This window comes from Arcticibacter eurypsychrophilus, from assembly GCF_001730525.1.
Taxonomy (GTDB): Bacteria; Bacteroidota; Bacteroidia; order Sphingobacteriales; family Sphingobacteriaceae; genus Arcticibacter; species Arcticibacter eurypsychrophilus.
The window spans coordinates 1-15,849 of record NZ_MDFN01000021.1 but is presented as its reverse complement, the minus strand read 5'-3'; the positions used below and the strand labels follow the sequence as shown (position 1 = coordinate 15,849).

Genomic DNA, 15,849 nt, shown 5'->3' with positions numbered 1-15,849 from the left:
TTGGCAAAGATGCCCAAACTTAAGTAAAAAAGAGGATTTTAAAATATATTTGCCCTATGAAGAATACTATAGCCCTGGTAACCGGTGGTTTTACCGGCGAATCAGCCATTTCTTTTAAAAGCGCTGAAGTTATTGAAAGGAATATTGACCGAGAAAAATTTGATGTGTACACCATAGTTATTACCCGCGAACGCTGGTATTACGTGGACGAGAACGCCATGATCCATACTGTGGACAAAAACGATTTCTCGATCACAATTCAGGATAAAGTAATCCGTTTTGATGCTGTTTTTATCGGCTTGCATGGCTCTCCCGGTGAAGATGGTAAACTGCAGGGCTATTTTGACATGCTGGGCATTCCTTATAATACCTGTGATGCGCTCACATCGGCTATTACCATGAATAAAGGGTATACCAAAGCCATCGTGGATGGAGTAAAGGACCTATATGTTGCCCGCTCAGTTCAATTGTTTTCTCATACTCCGGTTCATTCAGAAGACCTGTTAAAGCAGTTAAACCTACCTCTTTTCATTAAGCCCAACAGTGGTGGCAGTAGTATTGGCATGAGCAAGGTTAAACTGGCAAGTGAATTACCAGAGGCTCTGGAAAGAGCTTTTAAAGAAGATTCCCAGGTATTGGTAGAAGAATTTATAGCTGGACGCGAATTTACAGTTGGCGTTTATAAAGGAAAAGAGGGCATCCAGGTGCTGCCTTGCACAGAAATCATCAGCTCTAAAGAGTTTTTTGATTTTGAAGCCAAATATACCAAAGGCATGACTGAAGAAATTACTCCCGGAAGAATGTCTGAGGAAGAGGTTAAAAGGGTAGGGTTAATTGCGGCTGAAACTTATAGTAAATTAAACTGCAATGGAATTGTACGCATTGACTATATTTTGGAAGAGGGTACAGGTAAGTTCTTTTTTATTGAGGTGAACACAGTACCAGGACAAACGGAAACGAGTTTGATTCCTCAACAGGTACGTGCTTCGGGAAGTACTATTCAGGATTTCTATACGGAACTGATTGAAATATCTTTGGAAGGTGCAAAGAAATTGGTTGTATAATTATACAGGGATTACTACGCTAAAAAATCAGAAAGATTTTTTGAAAGTATGTGGCTATATTTGAATTATAAATCTATCTGATTTTTTACTATCTCGCTATTATTTTTCACGCACTTTATACCCACCTAACTCGCACCTTCTCCGCACCTTCTCCGCACGGGATGAAAGAAAGCTGCGCTTAAATTTCGTCTTAGGTATATGTAAGATATTATGGTGATAGAAAGCAGAATATTCCCTGGTTGTTTAAATGCCATTTTTAAGATTTCAGATCCGGATTTTTAAGATGCTTTCAGAATTAAATAGAGTAACGGCTGATCATTTCAGCGGTTACTTTTGCACTTCGCCCGGTTTTGGTGTCAATCAGCACATAATCAAACCATCCATCACAACAGATTTTAGTCGTTTTTTTATTGGTAATCTTAAATTCAACTTTACATCCTCGTTCTGAAAGTACGGTTATTCCAGTCTCTACAATAAAGGTATCGCCAAGTGCAAGTGGCCGTTTATAATCCACATAGGCCGTTTTCACTACCCACCCAAGGCCCTGGGATAGGAATTCTTCCATGGACATGTGGTAAAATTCCTGCATCTGTTCATAACGAGCGGCTAGTACATAGTCGAAATAAGTGCTGTTATGCACATGTTGAAACATGTCGATATCGTCGGGACGAACTTTAAATTCGGTTTGGAATTTACTGTATGTAGGATTTGTTTCCATAGCTGGTTGAAGCAAAAGTGTAGTATTATTTTTGGATTTCAAATTATAACTGGATCCGTCTTTTATAATAACGAATTAACTATTGCTTATTCAATGATTTAAATCTACCTTTGCACCTCAATTAACAAAAAGTGTAACGCTTTAATATTATTCAGGTAATGTATTTAAGTAAAGAAAACAAGGCAGAGATTTTTGCCACACATGGAAAGTCAGCAACTGACACTGGTTCAACAGAAGGTCAGGTTGCATTATTTACTACTCGTATTGCTCATTTAACCGGGCATTTGAAGAAGAACAGAAAAGATTTCTCGACTCAGTTAGCGCTTCAAAAACTTGTAGGCAAGCGTCGTGGTCTATTGGCTTACTTATTTAAGAAAGACATTAACCGTTACCGTGCTATCATTAAAGCCTTGGCATTAAGAGATATAATTAAATAATCTGCACCAAAAATTAAAAAGCCATTCGCTAACGTGAATGGCTTTTTTTGTTTTATTTTTGCACTAAAATAAAGTAAAAAACATCAAGATGTACTTCAAAGAGGAAAGGTACATTGTAATGGCTACAAAATGAGTTACAATCTAATCAAAAAATCATTCGATTTAGGCGATGGTCGCATAATCGAAATTGAAACTGGCAAACTTGCCAAACAAGCCGACGGTTCTGTAGTAGTTAAAATGGGTAATACCATGCTATTAGCTACTGTAGTGTCTTCTAAAACGGCTAAAGAAGGAGTTGATTTCCTTCCTTTATCTGTTGATTATCAAGAAAAATACGCAGCAACCGGGCGTATTCCAGGTGGTTTCTTACGTCGTGAGGCCCGTCTGTCTGATTATGAAGTTTTAATTTCCCGTCTTGTTGATCGTGCATTACGCCCGATGTTTCCTGAAGATTATCATGCTGATACACAGGTGATGATTTCATTGATCTCTGGTGATAAGAATATTATGCCGGATTGCCTTGCAGGTCTTGCTGCTTCGGCTGCTCTTTGTGTTTCTGATATCCCCTTTAACGGTCCGATTTCTGAAGTGCGTGTTGCAAAGATTGATGGTAAGTTGGTGATTAACCCTTACCTGAGTGATCTTGCTAAAGCATCTTTGGAATTTATCGTTGCTGGTAATGAAAATGATATCACGATGGTAGAAGGTGAGTCTAATGAAATTTCTGAAGAAGAAATGATTGAGGCTATCGAATTTGCTCATCAGGCTATTAAAGTGCAGGTGTTGGTTCAAAAAGAATTGAGCATTGCAGTTGGTAAAACTGAAAAAAGAGTATACTCCCACGAAAACAGTAACCTTGAATTAAGGGCACAGGTTTTTGCTGCTACTTACGATAAGGTCTATGCTGTTGCTAAATCTGGCGTTTCTAAACATGAGCGTTCTGATAGCTTCTCCGAAATTCAAGATGCCTTTATCGTTAGTTTAGGTACTGAAGTGGATGATGTCACCAAGTCTCTTGCTAAGAAATACTTCCATGATGTACAGTATGATGCTGTACGTAATTTAGTATTAGACGAAGGAATTCGTTTGGATGGTCGTAATGTAACTACTGTTCGCCCTATATGGAGTGAAGTTGGTTACCTTCCTGCTGCGCATGGATCTGCTGTTTTCACCCGTGGTGAAACTCAATCTTTGACTTCAGTTACTTTAGGTACTAAAATGGATGAGCAGATCATTGATGGTGCTTTCTTTAATGGCTACCAGAAATTCATCCTTCATTATAACTTCCCCGGATTTTCTACTGGTGAGGTAAAACCTAACCGTGGTGTTGGTCGTCGTGAAATTGGTCATGGTAACCTGGCTCAACGTTCATTGAAAAAGGTGATGCCTCCTGATGAGGAGAATCCTTATACCATCCGTGTGGTTTCTGATATTCTGGAATCTAACGGTTCTTCATCTATGGCTACCGTTTGTGCAGCTACGCTTGCGCTAATGGATGCTGGTGTGAAACTTAAATCGCCTGTTTCAGGGATTGCAATGGGTTTAATCACAGATGAGAAGACTGGTAAATATGCCATCCTTTCTGATATCCTGGGTGATGAAGATCATTTAGGTGATATGGATTTCAAGGTTACGGGTACTGCTAATGGTATCGTGGCTTGTCAGATGGACTTAAAAATCAATGGTTTGAAATGGGAAGTGTTACGTGCAGCTTTAGCGCAGTCTAAAGAAGGCCGTCTTCATATCCTGAACGAGATCAAGAAAACGCTTGCTGAACCAAATCCCGAAATCAAACCTCATGCTCCTCGTATTGAAGTAGTGAAGATTGATAAGGAATTTATCGGTGCGATCATTGGCCCCGGAGGAAAGATCATTCAGGAAATGCAACGTGAAACTGGTACTACCATTACGATTGAAGAAAAAGACAATCAAGGAGTGATCAGCATTTTCGGTCCTGATAAAGAAACTATCGAACTGGCACTTAAACGTGTTCGTAATATAGTAGCAAGACCTGAGGTTGGCGAAATCTACGAAGGTAAAGTGAAATCAATTATGCCTTTTGGTGCATTTGTTGAAATCATGCCGGGTAAAGATGGCTTGCTTCATATTTCTGAAATTGACTGGAAACGTTACGAGTCTATGGACGGTATCTTCCAGGTTGGTGATGAAGTTCGTGTTAAACTACTTGAAGTGGATAAACAAGGTAAATTTAAGCTTTCAAGAAAGGCTTTGCTTCCTCGTCCTCCACGTGATGAGAAGAAGCCTGAAGCTTCTGCAAACCCACAATAATAAGAGAAGCCGCTGCAAAGCGGCTTTTTTTATTCCTTTATTTATTGGGAACCAAAAATTGAAGAACTCCAGGGAGTAGTTCAATCTTAATGATCGTATCTTCTTTCAGCATAATTAGCTGGTCGTCCACATGGAGCATATGTCCAGCCCAACGCATAACGACACTTTTGGCCTTAATCGTGGGAAAGGATAATTTGCCCTCTGTTCCATTAAGTTTATGCTTAATATATTCATCTAAGTCATTTTTCTGACTCTCTGCAATCAACACTACTTCTAAAAAACCGTCTCCAGGATCGGCATCAGGAGCTAAGACTAAATTAGGACCTATTGAAGTCATATTTAGCACTTCAACAAGTAAATATTTTCCGGAATGGGAGTCTCCATCAATTACAATATGGCAATATTTGGCTTCGTATGTGGAAGTAATTTTTTGCAACTTACGTAAGGCATATTTTAGATTTTTCTCCGGTGTGTCTACCAATACCTCTTCAACGTTTATCATTTCTTTGATTAACCGTGGGAAAACCCCGAAACCAAGTCCTTCAATAAAGAAATTTGCTGCGGCAAAATTATAGATCTTGCCTATATCGATCTTTTTAATTTCCCAATTTATCCATGATTTGATTATTTCATGATGAGAAGCCGTTATGCCTAGGGTTTTAGATATATTGTTGGCCGTACCAATTGGCAGGAGTGCTATTGGATAGTTTTTATCTAATAATCTACGTTCCATAAGCTTTTTTACGACTTTACGAATGGTGCCGTCGCCGCCTGCCACAATAATAAAATCCACTTCATCTTCAATTATCCGAAGAAAATATCTTTCTTTTGAAGAATGGTAGATGGTGTTAAATCCTTTCGATTTAATCTGTTGAATCAGTTCTTCCCGGGTATGATTTTCATCACCTGCGCCTGGATTATGTAACAGTTTAGCTAATTTCATGCCTGATTTGTCGTGTAAAATACTCCTTTTCAAACATCATTCCTGTTTTTTGGTTGGCATTAGTAAGGAATAAATTTTACATCATGAGAATATTAATCACGAATGACGATGGGATTTATAGTCCCGGCATTGCCGCTTTAGCTCGCATTGCCTTAAAATTTGGAGAAGTAAGGGTGGTAGCGCCCGATGTGGAACAGTCCTCTATGGGACATGCAGTTACTCATTCCAGACCACTTAGTTATAAAAGATCACCTATTGCTTTCGAAGGAATTGAGGCTTATCGGGTAAATGGAACACCTGCTGATTGTGTAGCACTGGGCAGACATCTATGGTCGAAGACTGATGTGGTGCTTTCAGGAATTAACATGGGTCCAAATTTAGGAAATGGGATGTGGCATTCGGGAACATTGGCTGCTGCAAAACAAGCTGTACTGTTTGGAATTAAGGGGATTGCACTGAGTACCCCGGTAGGAAAAACGGAACCGGACTTCAAAAATTTAGAACCTTTTATTGAAAAGACGTTGGAGATTTTGCTGGAGAATCCTAAACTTGCTTTATATAATGTTAATTTCCCGGAGAATCCCCGTGGAATGCGGTATACCCGACAGTCCGTTCGTTTATATGATGGAACAATCATTCCTGGTACCGATCCCTTAGGAAGAAAACATTACTGGTTTACAGTTTCACCTTTAGGGCCTGCAGAAGAAGGTACTGACCGTTGGGCTGTGGAGAACGATTATATATCCATTACTCCCTTGCGTTTAGACTTAACTAATGAGGTAGAACTTGCTAAAGCCATTGAAAGTCATAATTTACCAGTGTAAACATCTGTTTTTAGTACAGTATTTACCACTAATACAATGATGTGACTTAACAAAAGGACAGTTAATTGTATAATTTTATTGGTTTAGGTTAACTATTTAGTATACATTATTATACTAATTTTTTATTTTTTTGTCATCAAGGAGTAGGATTAATTTTAAAAATCATGGTAATGGTATACATCTTGGTAGTTATAAGATATGATGAATAAAAAAATTTTAGCTGTGGATGATAATTTAGCGATCCTGGATGTTCTGGAAGAGCTTTTATCGTGGGAGGGATATGATGTGATAAAACTTGCCGATGGCCATCATATATTTGAGATAATTGAGGTTGTACATCCTGATCTAATACTTCTGGATGTCATGTTGGACACTTTAGATGGAAGAGAAATCTGCATGAAAATTAAGCAAAACAAGTCCATTCAGCATATTCCAATAATTATGATATCTGCTACACATGACTTAAAGTCTTTTTTGAATAATCCAGGAGCTCCGGATGACTTCGTAGAGAAGCCATTTGACCTCGATCACCTCTTGATGAAAATAAGTCATCAATTGGCCGCATAAGATCAACAAGCAGTATAATATTCTTCTTTCTCATTTGTATGAAGTCTGATAATACCTGACAATATAAGATTGACTAATAGGCGTTGAGTTCTGCGTCTAGGAAGGTTTAGTAATTTACTTGAATCTTTTGCAGAAATTCTTTGGTTAACATCAAGGTATTTCAATAAAAGACTTTCTTTTTCTGAGTATTCAATCAATACTCCAGCATCATTAGCACCGGCCTTTAACACATCTACAACTATTTTGCTGGCTAATTGGCTTCTGTCTTTGACACGGACATATACCCACCATTTGTGATCGTCTCCTAAAGCATAATGGGGTTTAACATCGCTTTCTTTTATTTCCGTTACAAGCACAATCTTATTATCGATATAGACTTCCTCAAAATAAAGATCAATCAGTGGTCGGCAATAAAAAGTGGCTGCACGGTTTAACATGTATTTTTCTTCTTCTTCGGCGCTGACACCTTTGATGGTTCCATTGTCGGCTACGCCAATTAAGAGTTTTCCACCTTTGTTATTGGCAAAAGCAACCAGGGTACGGGCAATTTTGGAACATGAAGTAATGGTCTTTTTAAAATCAACATGCATTCCTTCGCCCTCAAAGATCATTTGTTTGATGTCATATGGTCTTAATCCGCTCATAGTAGCAATTTTAGTTGTCTGTTGTTTTAATCCAGTTTCCGAATATAAACGAGACTGATAACACGGGCACAAATTTCACCCCTGATATCCTTTATTTCCAATGTACAATATTGTTCTGCCTTGCCTGTTTCATCAAGTTTTTTACTAAGTGTATTAATTTCTTCTTTGGTAATCGTAATGCTAAAATACAGGTTTGACATACCCGGTTTAAGATAAAAGATCTCTGCTGCCTTTTGCCAGACGACAACATTATACCCCTTACGTCTCATGGCCTGATAGTATAACACGGCATAAAAAGGATCGGCAGCGGCATAAATCGTTCCTCCAAATATTGATCTGTTATAATTTAAATTGAATACGCTTTTAAATATTTTAACGTCAACACCAAGGAAATCAGTATCAAAGTGCCTAACCCATATGCGCTGAAATAAAAGTGGTGGATAAAAACGCATAACCCATTTTAGCGTATTTTCTGATATAAGCATTTCAACTAATATCTGAAAACTTTATGAAAAATAAAGCAACTTTGCTTAAAGAAAAAAATCTCCTATCTTGCGTATTATTATCAAACTTAAAAGTATCATAATGAAAAAACCTTTTGTATTAAAAGCATTCTCTTTTGTAGTTTGTGCTTTATTGTTTTCCAGTACATTGATTCAAGCTCAGGAAAAACCTGTAGCTAGTCCGGCTGATAGTGTAAGTGGTAAAGTCGGAAACGCAATGATTGAAATTAAATATGGTAGCCCATCAGTTAAAGGAAGGAAAATATGGGGAGGCCTTGAAGCTTATGGTAAAGTTTGGCGTGCAGGTGCTAATAAAGCCACTACTTTTTCAACAGATAAGGATATCAAAGTAGAAGGAAAATCACTTCCAGCTGGTAGATATTCATTTTTTGCTATTCCGACAGAAGGAAACTGGACTATTATTTTCAACAAAACTGCTGATCAATGGGGTGCATACAAGTACGAGGAAAGTCAGGATGCACTACGAGTTACAGTATCTCCTAAAAAAGCATCCGCTTTGAAGGAAAGATTAACTTATGTAATCAATAAAAAAGGAGTAGTACTACAATGGGAAAATATTGAAGTGCCTATTTCTATTAAATAGAAATATAAATAATTGATTATTAGTTATTTAAAAAGGCTGTTTCAATTATGAAGCAGCCTTTTATATTTTACTTAGAATTTGAAAAAGGTTATTAAGTCAGCTTTATCTTGTAGGAGCCCGATAAACTTTAAGCTATGCTGCAAAAGGGGATTGATTTAAAATACAGTTCAGAGAACCTGATCAATAATTTTGAAACAAATATCAACTATAACCCATTTATAAAGCGGAACTTGGTATCACCATTAACAAGCCAAAATTCATTAGCTGTTTTAATAAGCAAATGACCTATTTTTACTGTTACAACGAATAGTTAATCCTTTCAACAACTATGACTAAAGAAGAAATTTCTGCGCAGTATCAAATTATTCAGGATGAAATATGTGAGGGACTAGAACTACTTGATACTTCAGGTAAATTTCAGGAAGAAATATGGGAACGTGATGGAGGAGGAGGAGGAAGGACCCGTATTATGCAGGAGGGAAAGATTATAGAAAAGGGAGGAGTGAACTTCTCATCTGTGTATGGGAAATTACCGGAAGCGATAAAAACTGCTTTTAAGGTTAGTTCTGTAGATTTTTTCGCCACAGGCATATCGATTGTTATTCATCCAAGTCATCCTTTTGTGCCTATCATTCATATGAATATCAGGTATTTTGAAATGAATGAATCGCTTAGATGGTTTGGAGGTGGAATAGACCTGACTCCACATTATGTGTACGAAGAGGATGCACAATACTTCCATCAAAATATTAAAGCGGTTTGTGACCGGTTTAATAAAACCTTTTATGCTGAATTTAAAACTTGGGCAGATAATTATTTTTTTATTAAACACCGGAATGAAACCAGGGGGATTGGGGGAATATTTTATGATCGGCTCAATCCGGATAAAGCAGGTATTAATTGGCTATCTATATTTGAATTTTCCAAAGCGATAGGCCGTTCTTTTGTTCCTATTTATACAGAAATAGTGAATAGACACCGGGATCAGCTCTATACAGAAAGTCAAAAAAACTGGCAGTATATACGAAGAGGAAGATATGCTGAATTTAATCTGGTTTATGATGCAGGTACTAAATTTGGTCTGGAGACTAACGGAAGGATTGAATCTATACTGATGAGTCTTCCACCTCAGGCAAACTGGATTTATAATGTACAACCGGAAGCGGGGTCAGATGAAGCGCGGACTTTGAGTTTACTAAAAAAAGACATTAACTGGATTATTTAATTTTCAAATAAGGGGGATATAATTCCGTCTTTTTGCTTCAATTCAAGCTTAAAAAGGAGCCAATCGTCTCCATTAGACGTTTATTCTCTAATAATTTCTTATCTTCGCAAGTCGTGTTTAACGACAATATTACATTTCATAAACCGACTATCAAACGATGGCTGAAGATACAGAAAACGAAAACTTAGAACCAACACACGATCGCATTATTCCCATAAACATCGAAGAAGAAATGAGAGCTGCTTACATTGATTACTCAATGTCTGTTATTGTCTCCCGTGCGCTTCCCGATGTAAGAGATGGCTTAAAGCCAGTGCATCGTCGTGTACTTTATGGCATGCTAGATCTTGGCGTGACCAGCGGAAAACCCCATAAAAAATCAGCGCGTATTGTTGGTGATGTATTAGGAAAGTACCATCCACATGGTGATTCCTCGGTATATGGAACCATGGTGCGTATGGCACAGGATTGGAGCCTACGTTATCCACTTGTAGATGGGCAGGGTAACTTTGGATCTATTGATGGAGACAGTCCTGCAGCAATGCGGTATACTGAAGCAAGACTGAAGAAGATTGCTGAAGAAATGCTGGCTGATATTAATAAAGATACCGTTGATTACCAGAACAACTTTGATGATTCGCTGCAAGAGCCTACGGTTCTTCCATCGAAAATACCTAATCTGCTTATAAACGGTGCTTCTGGTATTGCTGTAGGTATGGCTACGAATATGGCTCCTCATAATATCAGAGAAGTTATTGATGCAACTGTTGCTTTTATAGATAACAGGGATATTGAAATATCTGAGCTGATGCAGCATGTTAAAGCACCCGATTTTCCTACTGGTGGGATCATTTATGGTCATGGAGGAGTGAAGGATGCTTACGAAACTGGTAGAGGCCGTGTGGTGATTAGAGCGAAAGCTTCAATTGAAAATTATGGTCACGACCGGGAACGTATCGTTGTAAACGAGATTCCTTATCAGATTAATAAGGCCAATATGATTGAGCGTACTGCTGAATTGGTCAATGAAAAGAAACTGGAAGGTATTTCGGAAATCAGGGATGAGTCTGACCGTGACGGGATGCGTATTGTATACGAAATCAAACGTGATGCTAATTCATCTGTAGTTTTAAATAACCTGTACAAATTCACAGCCTTACAAACTCCATTCAGTATCAACAACATTGCGCTTGTTAACGGGCGTCCGATGATGCTGAACCTGAAAGACCTGATCAAACATTTCGTTGATCACCGTCATGAAGTGGTAATCCGCCGTACTCGCTTTGAACTTTCAGAAGCAGAAAAGCGTGCTCATATTCTAGAAGGTCTATTAATTGCTCTAGATCATATTGAAGAGGTTATTCGTTTAATACGTGCCTCGAATACACCTGAAGAAGCGCGTGTTGGTTTGATGGAAACCTTTGGTTTATCTGATATCCAGGCGAGAGCTATTCTGGATATGACCTTACGTCGTTTGACTGGTCTGGAAAGAGGTAAGATCAAGGATGAATTTGATGAATTGATGAAGACCATTGACTATTTGAAATCTATTCTGAATGATGAAGGTCTGAGAATGCAGATCATCAAGGATGAATTACAAGAGATCAAAGAAAAATATGGTGATGAACGTAAAACTTCAATCATTCATTCTGCAGAAGATATGTCGATGGAAGATTTCATTGATGATGAGGAAGTAGTGATTACCATTTCGCATGAAGGGTACATTAAACGTACTCCTTTGACCGATTACCGCACACAGGGTCGTGGTGGTAAAGGTTCAATAGGCTCTAATTCGAGAGATCAGGATTTCATAGAACAGATTATTATTGCGTCAAACCATAATTACATGTTGTTCTTTACTGAAGCAGGACGTTGTTTCTGGCTTCGGGTTTACGAAATACCTGAAGGTTCACGAACAAGTAAGGGTAGGGCAATTCAGAACATTATTAATATTCCGAAGGAAGAAAACATTAAAGCGTATATCAAGGTTAAAAACCTGAAAGATCAGGATTACCTGGAGAATAACTTTATAATTATGTGTACCGCTAAGGGAACGATTAAAAAGACTTCTTTAATGGCTTATTCCCGTCCACGTTCTAATGGTATTAACGCCATCAATATTAATGAAGGCGATCAGCTTCTTGAAGCAAACTTAACAGACGGTAAGAGTGAAATTGTAATGGCGCTTCGTTCTGGAAGAGCAATCCGCTTCAATGAATCTACTGTTCGTCCGATGGGCCGTACTGCAACTGGTGTCCGCGGTGTGACGCTTGCTCATGATAAGGACGAAGTAATTGGTATGCTGAGCATTAATAATCCGGAAGCTACTGTGTTGGTCGTATCTGAAAAAGGATATGGTAAACGTACTAATCTGGAAGATTACCGTGTGACAAACCGTGGCGGAAAGGGTGTTAAAACGCTTAATGTAACGGAAAAAACAGGAGATCTGATTGCTATAAAAGACGTAACTGATACCGATGATTTGATGATTATTAATAAATCGGGTATTGTAATCAGAATTGCTATAAGTGCTCTGCGTGTTATGGGTCGTGCCACTCAAGGTGTGCGACTGATCTCTTTAAAGGGTGATGACGCCATTGCATCAATTGCAAAAGTGGAACATGAGGAAGAGGCTGAAAAAGCTGAGGTGCTGAATGAACCAATGGAACCTGGTTCTGAAGAGGATCTGGAAGCAGATGCTCTTGATGAAGAAACGGATGAAGAAGTAAAAGACGAGGAATCATCAGATGATGAGGATACGAATTCAGAAGATGATTCGTTAGAAGATTAATGTCAATAATGAAAAGGCAAATAATAATAATGATGGTATTGTGTTGTGCAGGAAGTTCGCTTCCTGCACAAACCCTTACTAAGGAAGCGATGAATAATTTTGCCAAGTATACAGCAAAAACTGACTTTTCTTTTCTTGAAAAAGCAAAGACTTCAGTAGATGGAATTTTTAAAACCAAAAAAGATTCATTTAACTATAAGAATAACCTGATCAAAAGTCTGGTTTATTCCTCTTTGGCCTACGCGGATTCTACACGTAAATTAAAATACGTAAAGGATCCTATAAATGAAACTTTATTCTCACTAAGTCAATTAAGAAGTCCTAAGTTAAATGATGATCATAAACCTGAACTTGACTTTGTCAGGATTCAATTAATAAAAGCATGGTTAGTGATTGCCAATAAGGCTTCAGCAAATGAAAACTATACAGATGCTTATAATGCTTATCAATCTGTAGATTCTGCTGATAATCAGAACTATTTTGTTAAACATAATCTGGCTATTTTAAGTGAAAAGCTCGGATATAATAATAAAGCTATCTATTACTATGAGCAGCTTATAAGAGACAGAAAGCGTTCATTACCTGATTATTACCTAGCTTTATCTAATCTTTATGATTTCAAGAACAGCAACCGTTCATTAGAGGTTGTTGAAGAGGGCAGAAGCTTATTTTCAGGAAATAAGGATCTACTTTTCAAAGAAATCAACATTTATGTAGATAATGGCGCTTATAATATGGTTGAAAATATTATTGGGGATGCTTTAAGACTTGATCCAGAAAATCTGCACTTAAATTATCTGGCTGGTTTTTCTTATGAAACCATTGGTAAAAAAGAAAAAGCAGAGGAGTATTACAAAAAAGTAATATTGTTAGAACCTAATAACTATGAAGGTAATTATGCACTTGGGCTGTTCTATCTAAATTCTTACATCAGACCAAACAACAAAAAAGATTCTTTTCTCAGTCTGGCAAGCAAATACCTAAACTTGGCAGGAGAAATTAATCCTAATTCAGTAAATGTTCTTAGATCTCTTGCTGTTCTATACAATAATACCGGGGATATGGTAGAGCTTGAAAGAGTGAACGAGAAATTAAAACAATTTATTCTTACAAATTGAAATATATGAAAACCAAATCTCTTTTACTGGCAATTGCTGTATCTGGTATCACAGTATCTGCATTCGCACAAAAATCAGCAGTAAATACTGCAAAAACTGATTATGATAGCTATTCTGCATTAAAGTCTGCAAGTCCTGCATTAGCGGGTCCGAAAATCATTACTGCAAAAGAAGCTGTAGATAAAGCAGTACTTCATGAAAAAACCGCTAGTGATCCTACAGCCTGGACTTATAAGGCATTAATTTATGCAGACCTTGCTACAAGTGATACCACTGCTAAATCTGCAACATTAGCAGGAGAGGCCGTATCTGCACTTGCAAAAGCCAAAGAACTTGATAAAGAAGGAAAAAATAAGGATAACATCGCTAAAGTAAATAATTTGCTTTACATCAATCAATTTAACGCAGGAAAGCGTTTTTTAGACAAAAGCAATTTTGAAGGCGCTTATACTGAATTCGCAAAAGGATTGGATTATGCGCCAGGAGATACTTTACTAAACTATGCAGCAGGTATTTCTGCTATGAATGGAAAAGATTATCCGAATGCAATTAAGCGTTTTACTGAATTATTACCTACTAACTATTCTTCTTTGGAAAATGTATATTCTAATTTGTCTGTATTATATGCAGCAGTTAAGGATACCGCATCTGCTATCCGTATTGCCGGAGAGGGTGCTGCAAAGTTTCCTAAGAGTTCTGATTTAGCAACCAGAGAAATTGAATTCAGCTTAATGACTGGGAAACAAAAGGAAGTGATTGAAAAGATCACTGCTCAACAAACTAAAGAACCAACAAATAAGTTGTATCCTTTCTATTTAGGTATTGCTTATAATTCTTTAGAAGACAATGTAAAAGCGGAAGAAGCTTACAAAAAAGCAATAGAACTTGACCCTTCTTATAGTGATGCTTACATTAATATCGGTGGTTTAATTATGAATAATGGTATTGTTATTTTCAACAAGGCTAATAAACTCGCAACAAGTAAACAAACGGAGTATACTTTAACGATGAAAAAAGCACAAGCTGAATTTGATCGTGCTTTACCTTATTTAACTAAAGCTGTTGAATTAAACCCTAAATCAGAATTGGCTTTAAAAAACTTAAAGACTTATTATTCTATTAAAAATAATAAGGTTAAGGTTGACGAAATGGATGCCAAGATTAAAGCACTATAGTAAAACAGACGCATAAAAAAAGCCTGGGATAGTATCGAGGGCACTGAAAAAGTAGACTTAAAATAGTCTTCAAAAAAGAAAAGCGGGTTAACAGGTCATAAACTGTTCACCCGCTTTTCTTTATGTGCCTTATCTTATATTCTCTACTATTTGGGCTTTTGATTTGTATTTGGGGTAAATTAAAGAAAAGTACAAAAAACGCCACGACTTCGCTGTAGGGTTTTTATGTGCCTAATTTTGCTATACAACCAAACGGTGCTCAACTTGTACGAGTCGAGCACCGTTTGGTTATCTGTTTTTTAAAACAAAGTATCATTTAATTTTACCATTTAATAAAATAACCGAGAATTAAAAAATTAATTTACATAACCTGAAAAGTATCAGGAACTTTACATACATTCAATCATTCTTATTCGCAGATATTCATGACCAAATTATATATCGCACTTTTTGCTTGCTTAACACTATACCTTGCCTGTAAGAAATCAAATAACGAACCTGACTCGGGATTTAAGTGCAAGTTAAACGGCAAAACGTGGAGACCTTATAATGACGATTTCAAATCCCAGGAAGCGGAAATTCATTTATTAAATAACGGACAAGAAATTTTCATACGGGCTTCAAATTCACGGTCTCGTGAAGGAGTTGGAATAGGGGTTTATACTCCGGGAATACTTATAGTCCCCGGCAAATACACTTTAAAAAGCAAAACTCATTTTAGCGGATCTTATTATAGAGACGCAACACACGAGTCTTTTTATACACAAAGTGGCTATGAAGGTGTTTTAGAAATATTAAAAATAGATACCATAAAATCACGCATTAGTGGCACTTTTTATTTTAAGGCTTATGATGAAACTTCCAAATCCATGGTAGATGTTACCAATGGAGAATTTGATCTTGCATTTGTAAGGTATTAACATACCAATATGTTTGTTTTTTAGCAA

15 protein-coding genes are annotated in these 15,849 nt (G+C 37.2%); 11 read left to right on the top strand and 4 right to left on the bottom strand.

Annotated features, from left to right (window positions below; all coding sequences use genetic code 11):
* Positions 1 to 56: 56 nt before the first annotated feature.
* Positions 57 to 1,064, top strand: a complete 1,008-nt coding sequence (locus BFL47_RS12405; protein ID WP_069660117.1) for a D-alanine--D-alanine ligase — start codon at positions 57 to 59, stop codon at positions 1,062 to 1,064.
* Between the two features lie 295 nt (positions 1,065 to 1,359).
* Here the strand turns inward: BFL47_RS12405 and BFL47_RS12400 are convergent, their stop codons facing one another.
* Positions 1,360 to 1,782: an acyl-CoA thioesterase gene (locus BFL47_RS12400; RefSeq protein WP_083257151.1), complete on the bottom strand. Its 423-nt coding sequence runs from the start codon at positions 1,780 to 1,782 to the stop codon at positions 1,360 to 1,362.
* 158 nt (positions 1,783 to 1,940) lie between these two features.
* Here BFL47_RS12400 and rpsO point away from each other — a divergent pair, with 158 nt between their 5' ends.
* Both rpsO and pnp read left to right on the top strand, forming a co-directional pair.
* On the top strand, positions 1,941 to 2,219 hold the full coding sequence (rpsO, locus tag BFL47_RS12395; protein ID WP_016193670.1) for a 30S ribosomal protein S15: 279 nt from the start codon (positions 1,941 to 1,943) through the stop codon (positions 2,217 to 2,219).
* 129 nt (positions 2,220 to 2,348) lie between these two features.
* Positions 2,349 to 4,508, top strand: coding sequence for a polyribonucleotide nucleotidyltransferase (gene pnp / locus BFL47_RS12390; RefSeq protein ID WP_069660116.1), 2,160 nt, complete (start codon positions 2,349 to 2,351; stop codon positions 4,506 to 4,508).
* Positions 4,509 to 4,545: 37 nt separating this feature from the next.
* Here the strand turns inward: pnp and BFL47_RS12385 are convergent, their stop codons facing one another.
* Positions 4,546 to 5,451, bottom strand: a complete 906-nt coding sequence (locus tag BFL47_RS12385) for a diacylglycerol/lipid kinase family protein (protein WP_069660115.1) — start codon at positions 5,449 to 5,451, stop codon at positions 4,546 to 4,548.
* A gap of 83 nt (positions 5,452 to 5,534) precedes the next feature.
* On the opposite strand from BFL47_RS12385, the gene surE reads away from it, so the two are divergent.
* Entirely contained in the window at positions 5,535 to 6,275 is a 741-nt protein-coding gene (surE, locus tag BFL47_RS12380) for a 5'/3'-nucleotidase SurE (RefSeq protein WP_069660114.1), read from the top strand.
* Positions 6,276 to 6,473: 198 nt separating this feature from the next.
* Entirely contained in the window at positions 6,474 to 6,842 is a 369-nt protein-coding gene (locus BFL47_RS12375; RefSeq protein WP_245681363.1) for a response regulator, read from the top strand.
* 2 nt (positions 6,843 to 6,844) lie between these two features.
* On the opposite strand, the gene BFL47_RS12370 is transcribed toward BFL47_RS12375, so the two are convergent.
* Positions 6,845 to 7,486 carry an AlbA family DNA-binding domain-containing protein gene (locus BFL47_RS12370; protein ID WP_069660113.1) on the bottom strand — a complete coding sequence of 214 codons (642 nt, stop codon included), beginning with the start codon at positions 7,484 to 7,486 and terminating at the stop codon, positions 6,845 to 6,847.
* A 26-nt stretch (positions 7,487 to 7,512) separates the two neighbouring features.
* The gene (locus tag BFL47_RS12365; protein ID WP_069660112.1) at positions 7,513 to 7,971 is read right to left on the bottom strand and encodes a DUF4442 domain-containing protein; all 459 of its coding nucleotides are present in this window, start codon (positions 7,969 to 7,971) and stop codon (positions 7,513 to 7,515) included.
* 100 nt (positions 7,972 to 8,071) lie between these two features.
* Here BFL47_RS12365 and BFL47_RS12360 point away from each other — a divergent pair, with 100 nt between their 5' ends.
* From BFL47_RS12360 to BFL47_RS12335, 6 genes are all read left to right on the top strand, one after another.
* Positions 8,072 to 8,593: a DUF2911 domain-containing protein gene (locus tag BFL47_RS12360; RefSeq protein WP_069660171.1), complete on the top strand. Its 522-nt coding sequence runs from the start codon at positions 8,072 to 8,074 to the stop codon at positions 8,591 to 8,593.
* A gap of 328 nt (positions 8,594 to 8,921) precedes the next feature.
* Positions 8,922 to 9,818: an oxygen-dependent coproporphyrinogen oxidase gene (gene hemF, locus BFL47_RS12355; protein WP_069660111.1), complete on the top strand. Its 897-nt coding sequence runs from the start codon at positions 8,922 to 8,924 to the stop codon at positions 9,816 to 9,818.
* 157 nt (positions 9,819 to 9,975) lie between these two features.
* Positions 9,976 to 12,609, top strand: a complete 2,634-nt coding sequence (gyrA, locus tag BFL47_RS12350) for a DNA gyrase subunit A (protein WP_069660110.1) — start codon at positions 9,976 to 9,978, stop codon at positions 12,607 to 12,609.
* A 29-nt stretch (positions 12,610 to 12,638) separates the two neighbouring features.
* Positions 12,639 to 13,727 carry a tetratricopeptide repeat protein gene (locus tag BFL47_RS12345; protein ID WP_069660109.1) on the top strand — a complete coding sequence of 363 codons (1,089 nt, stop codon included), beginning with the start codon at positions 12,639 to 12,641 and terminating at the stop codon, positions 13,725 to 13,727.
* A 5-nt stretch (positions 13,728 to 13,732) separates the two neighbouring features.
* Positions 13,733 to 14,902 carry a tetratricopeptide repeat protein gene (locus BFL47_RS12340; RefSeq protein ID WP_069660108.1) on the top strand — a complete coding sequence of 390 codons (1,170 nt, stop codon included), beginning with the start codon at positions 13,733 to 13,735 and terminating at the stop codon, positions 14,900 to 14,902.
* 425 nt (positions 14,903 to 15,327) lie between these two features.
* The gene (locus BFL47_RS12335; protein WP_069660107.1) at positions 15,328 to 15,822 is read left to right on the top strand and encodes a DUF6252 family protein; all 495 of its coding nucleotides are present in this window, start codon (positions 15,328 to 15,330) and stop codon (positions 15,820 to 15,822) included.
* Positions 15,823 to 15,849: the final 27 nt, after the last annotated feature.

Bases quoted from the DNA above. Each gene is read 5' to 3' on its own strand.
- hemF (WP_069660111.1), top strand. From the start codon at position 8,922: ATGACTAAAGAAGAAATTTCTGCGCAGTATCAAATTATTCAGGATGAA.
- BFL47_RS12365 (WP_069660112.1), bottom strand. From the start codon at position 7,971: ATGCTTATATCAGAAAATACGCTAAAATGGGTTATGCGTTTTTATCCA.
- surE (WP_069660114.1), top strand. From the start codon at position 5,535: ATGAGAATATTAATCACGAATGACGATGGGATTTATAGTCCCGGCATT.
- BFL47_RS12340 (WP_069660108.1), top strand. From the start codon at position 13,733: ATGAAAACCAAATCTCTTTTACTGGCAATTGCTGTATCTGGTATCACA.
- BFL47_RS12375 (WP_245681363.1), top strand. From the start codon at position 6,474: ATGATGAATAAAAAAATTTTAGCTGTGGATGATAATTTAGCGATCCTG.
- pnp (WP_069660116.1), top strand. From the start codon at position 2,349: ATGAGTTACAATCTAATCAAAAAATCATTCGATTTAGGCGATGGTCGC.
- BFL47_RS12360 (WP_069660171.1), top strand. From the start codon at position 8,072: ATGAAAAAACCTTTTGTATTAAAAGCATTCTCTTTTGTAGTTTGTGCT.
- BFL47_RS12345 (WP_069660109.1), top strand. From the start codon at position 12,639: ATGATGGTATTGTGTTGTGCAGGAAGTTCGCTTCCTGCACAAACCCTT.
- BFL47_RS12405 (WP_069660117.1), top strand. From the start codon at position 57: ATGAAGAATACTATAGCCCTGGTAACCGGTGGTTTTACCGGCGAATCA.
- BFL47_RS12385 (WP_069660115.1), bottom strand. From the start codon at position 5,451: ATGAAATTAGCTAAACTGTTACATAATCCAGGCGCAGGTGATGAAAAT.
- rpsO (WP_016193670.1), top strand. From the start codon at position 1,941: ATGTATTTAAGTAAAGAAAACAAGGCAGAGATTTTTGCCACACATGGA.
- BFL47_RS12400 (WP_083257151.1), bottom strand. From the start codon at position 1,782: ATGGAAACAAATCCTACATACAGTAAATTCCAAACCGAATTTAAAGTT.
- BFL47_RS12335 (WP_069660107.1), top strand. From the start codon at position 15,328: ATGACCAAATTATATATCGCACTTTTTGCTTGCTTAACACTATACCTT.
- gyrA (WP_069660110.1), top strand. From the start codon at position 9,976: ATGGCTGAAGATACAGAAAACGAAAACTTAGAACCAACACACGATCGC.
- BFL47_RS12370 (WP_069660113.1), bottom strand. From the start codon at position 7,486: ATGAGCGGATTAAGACCATATGACATCAAACAAATGATCTTTGAGGGC.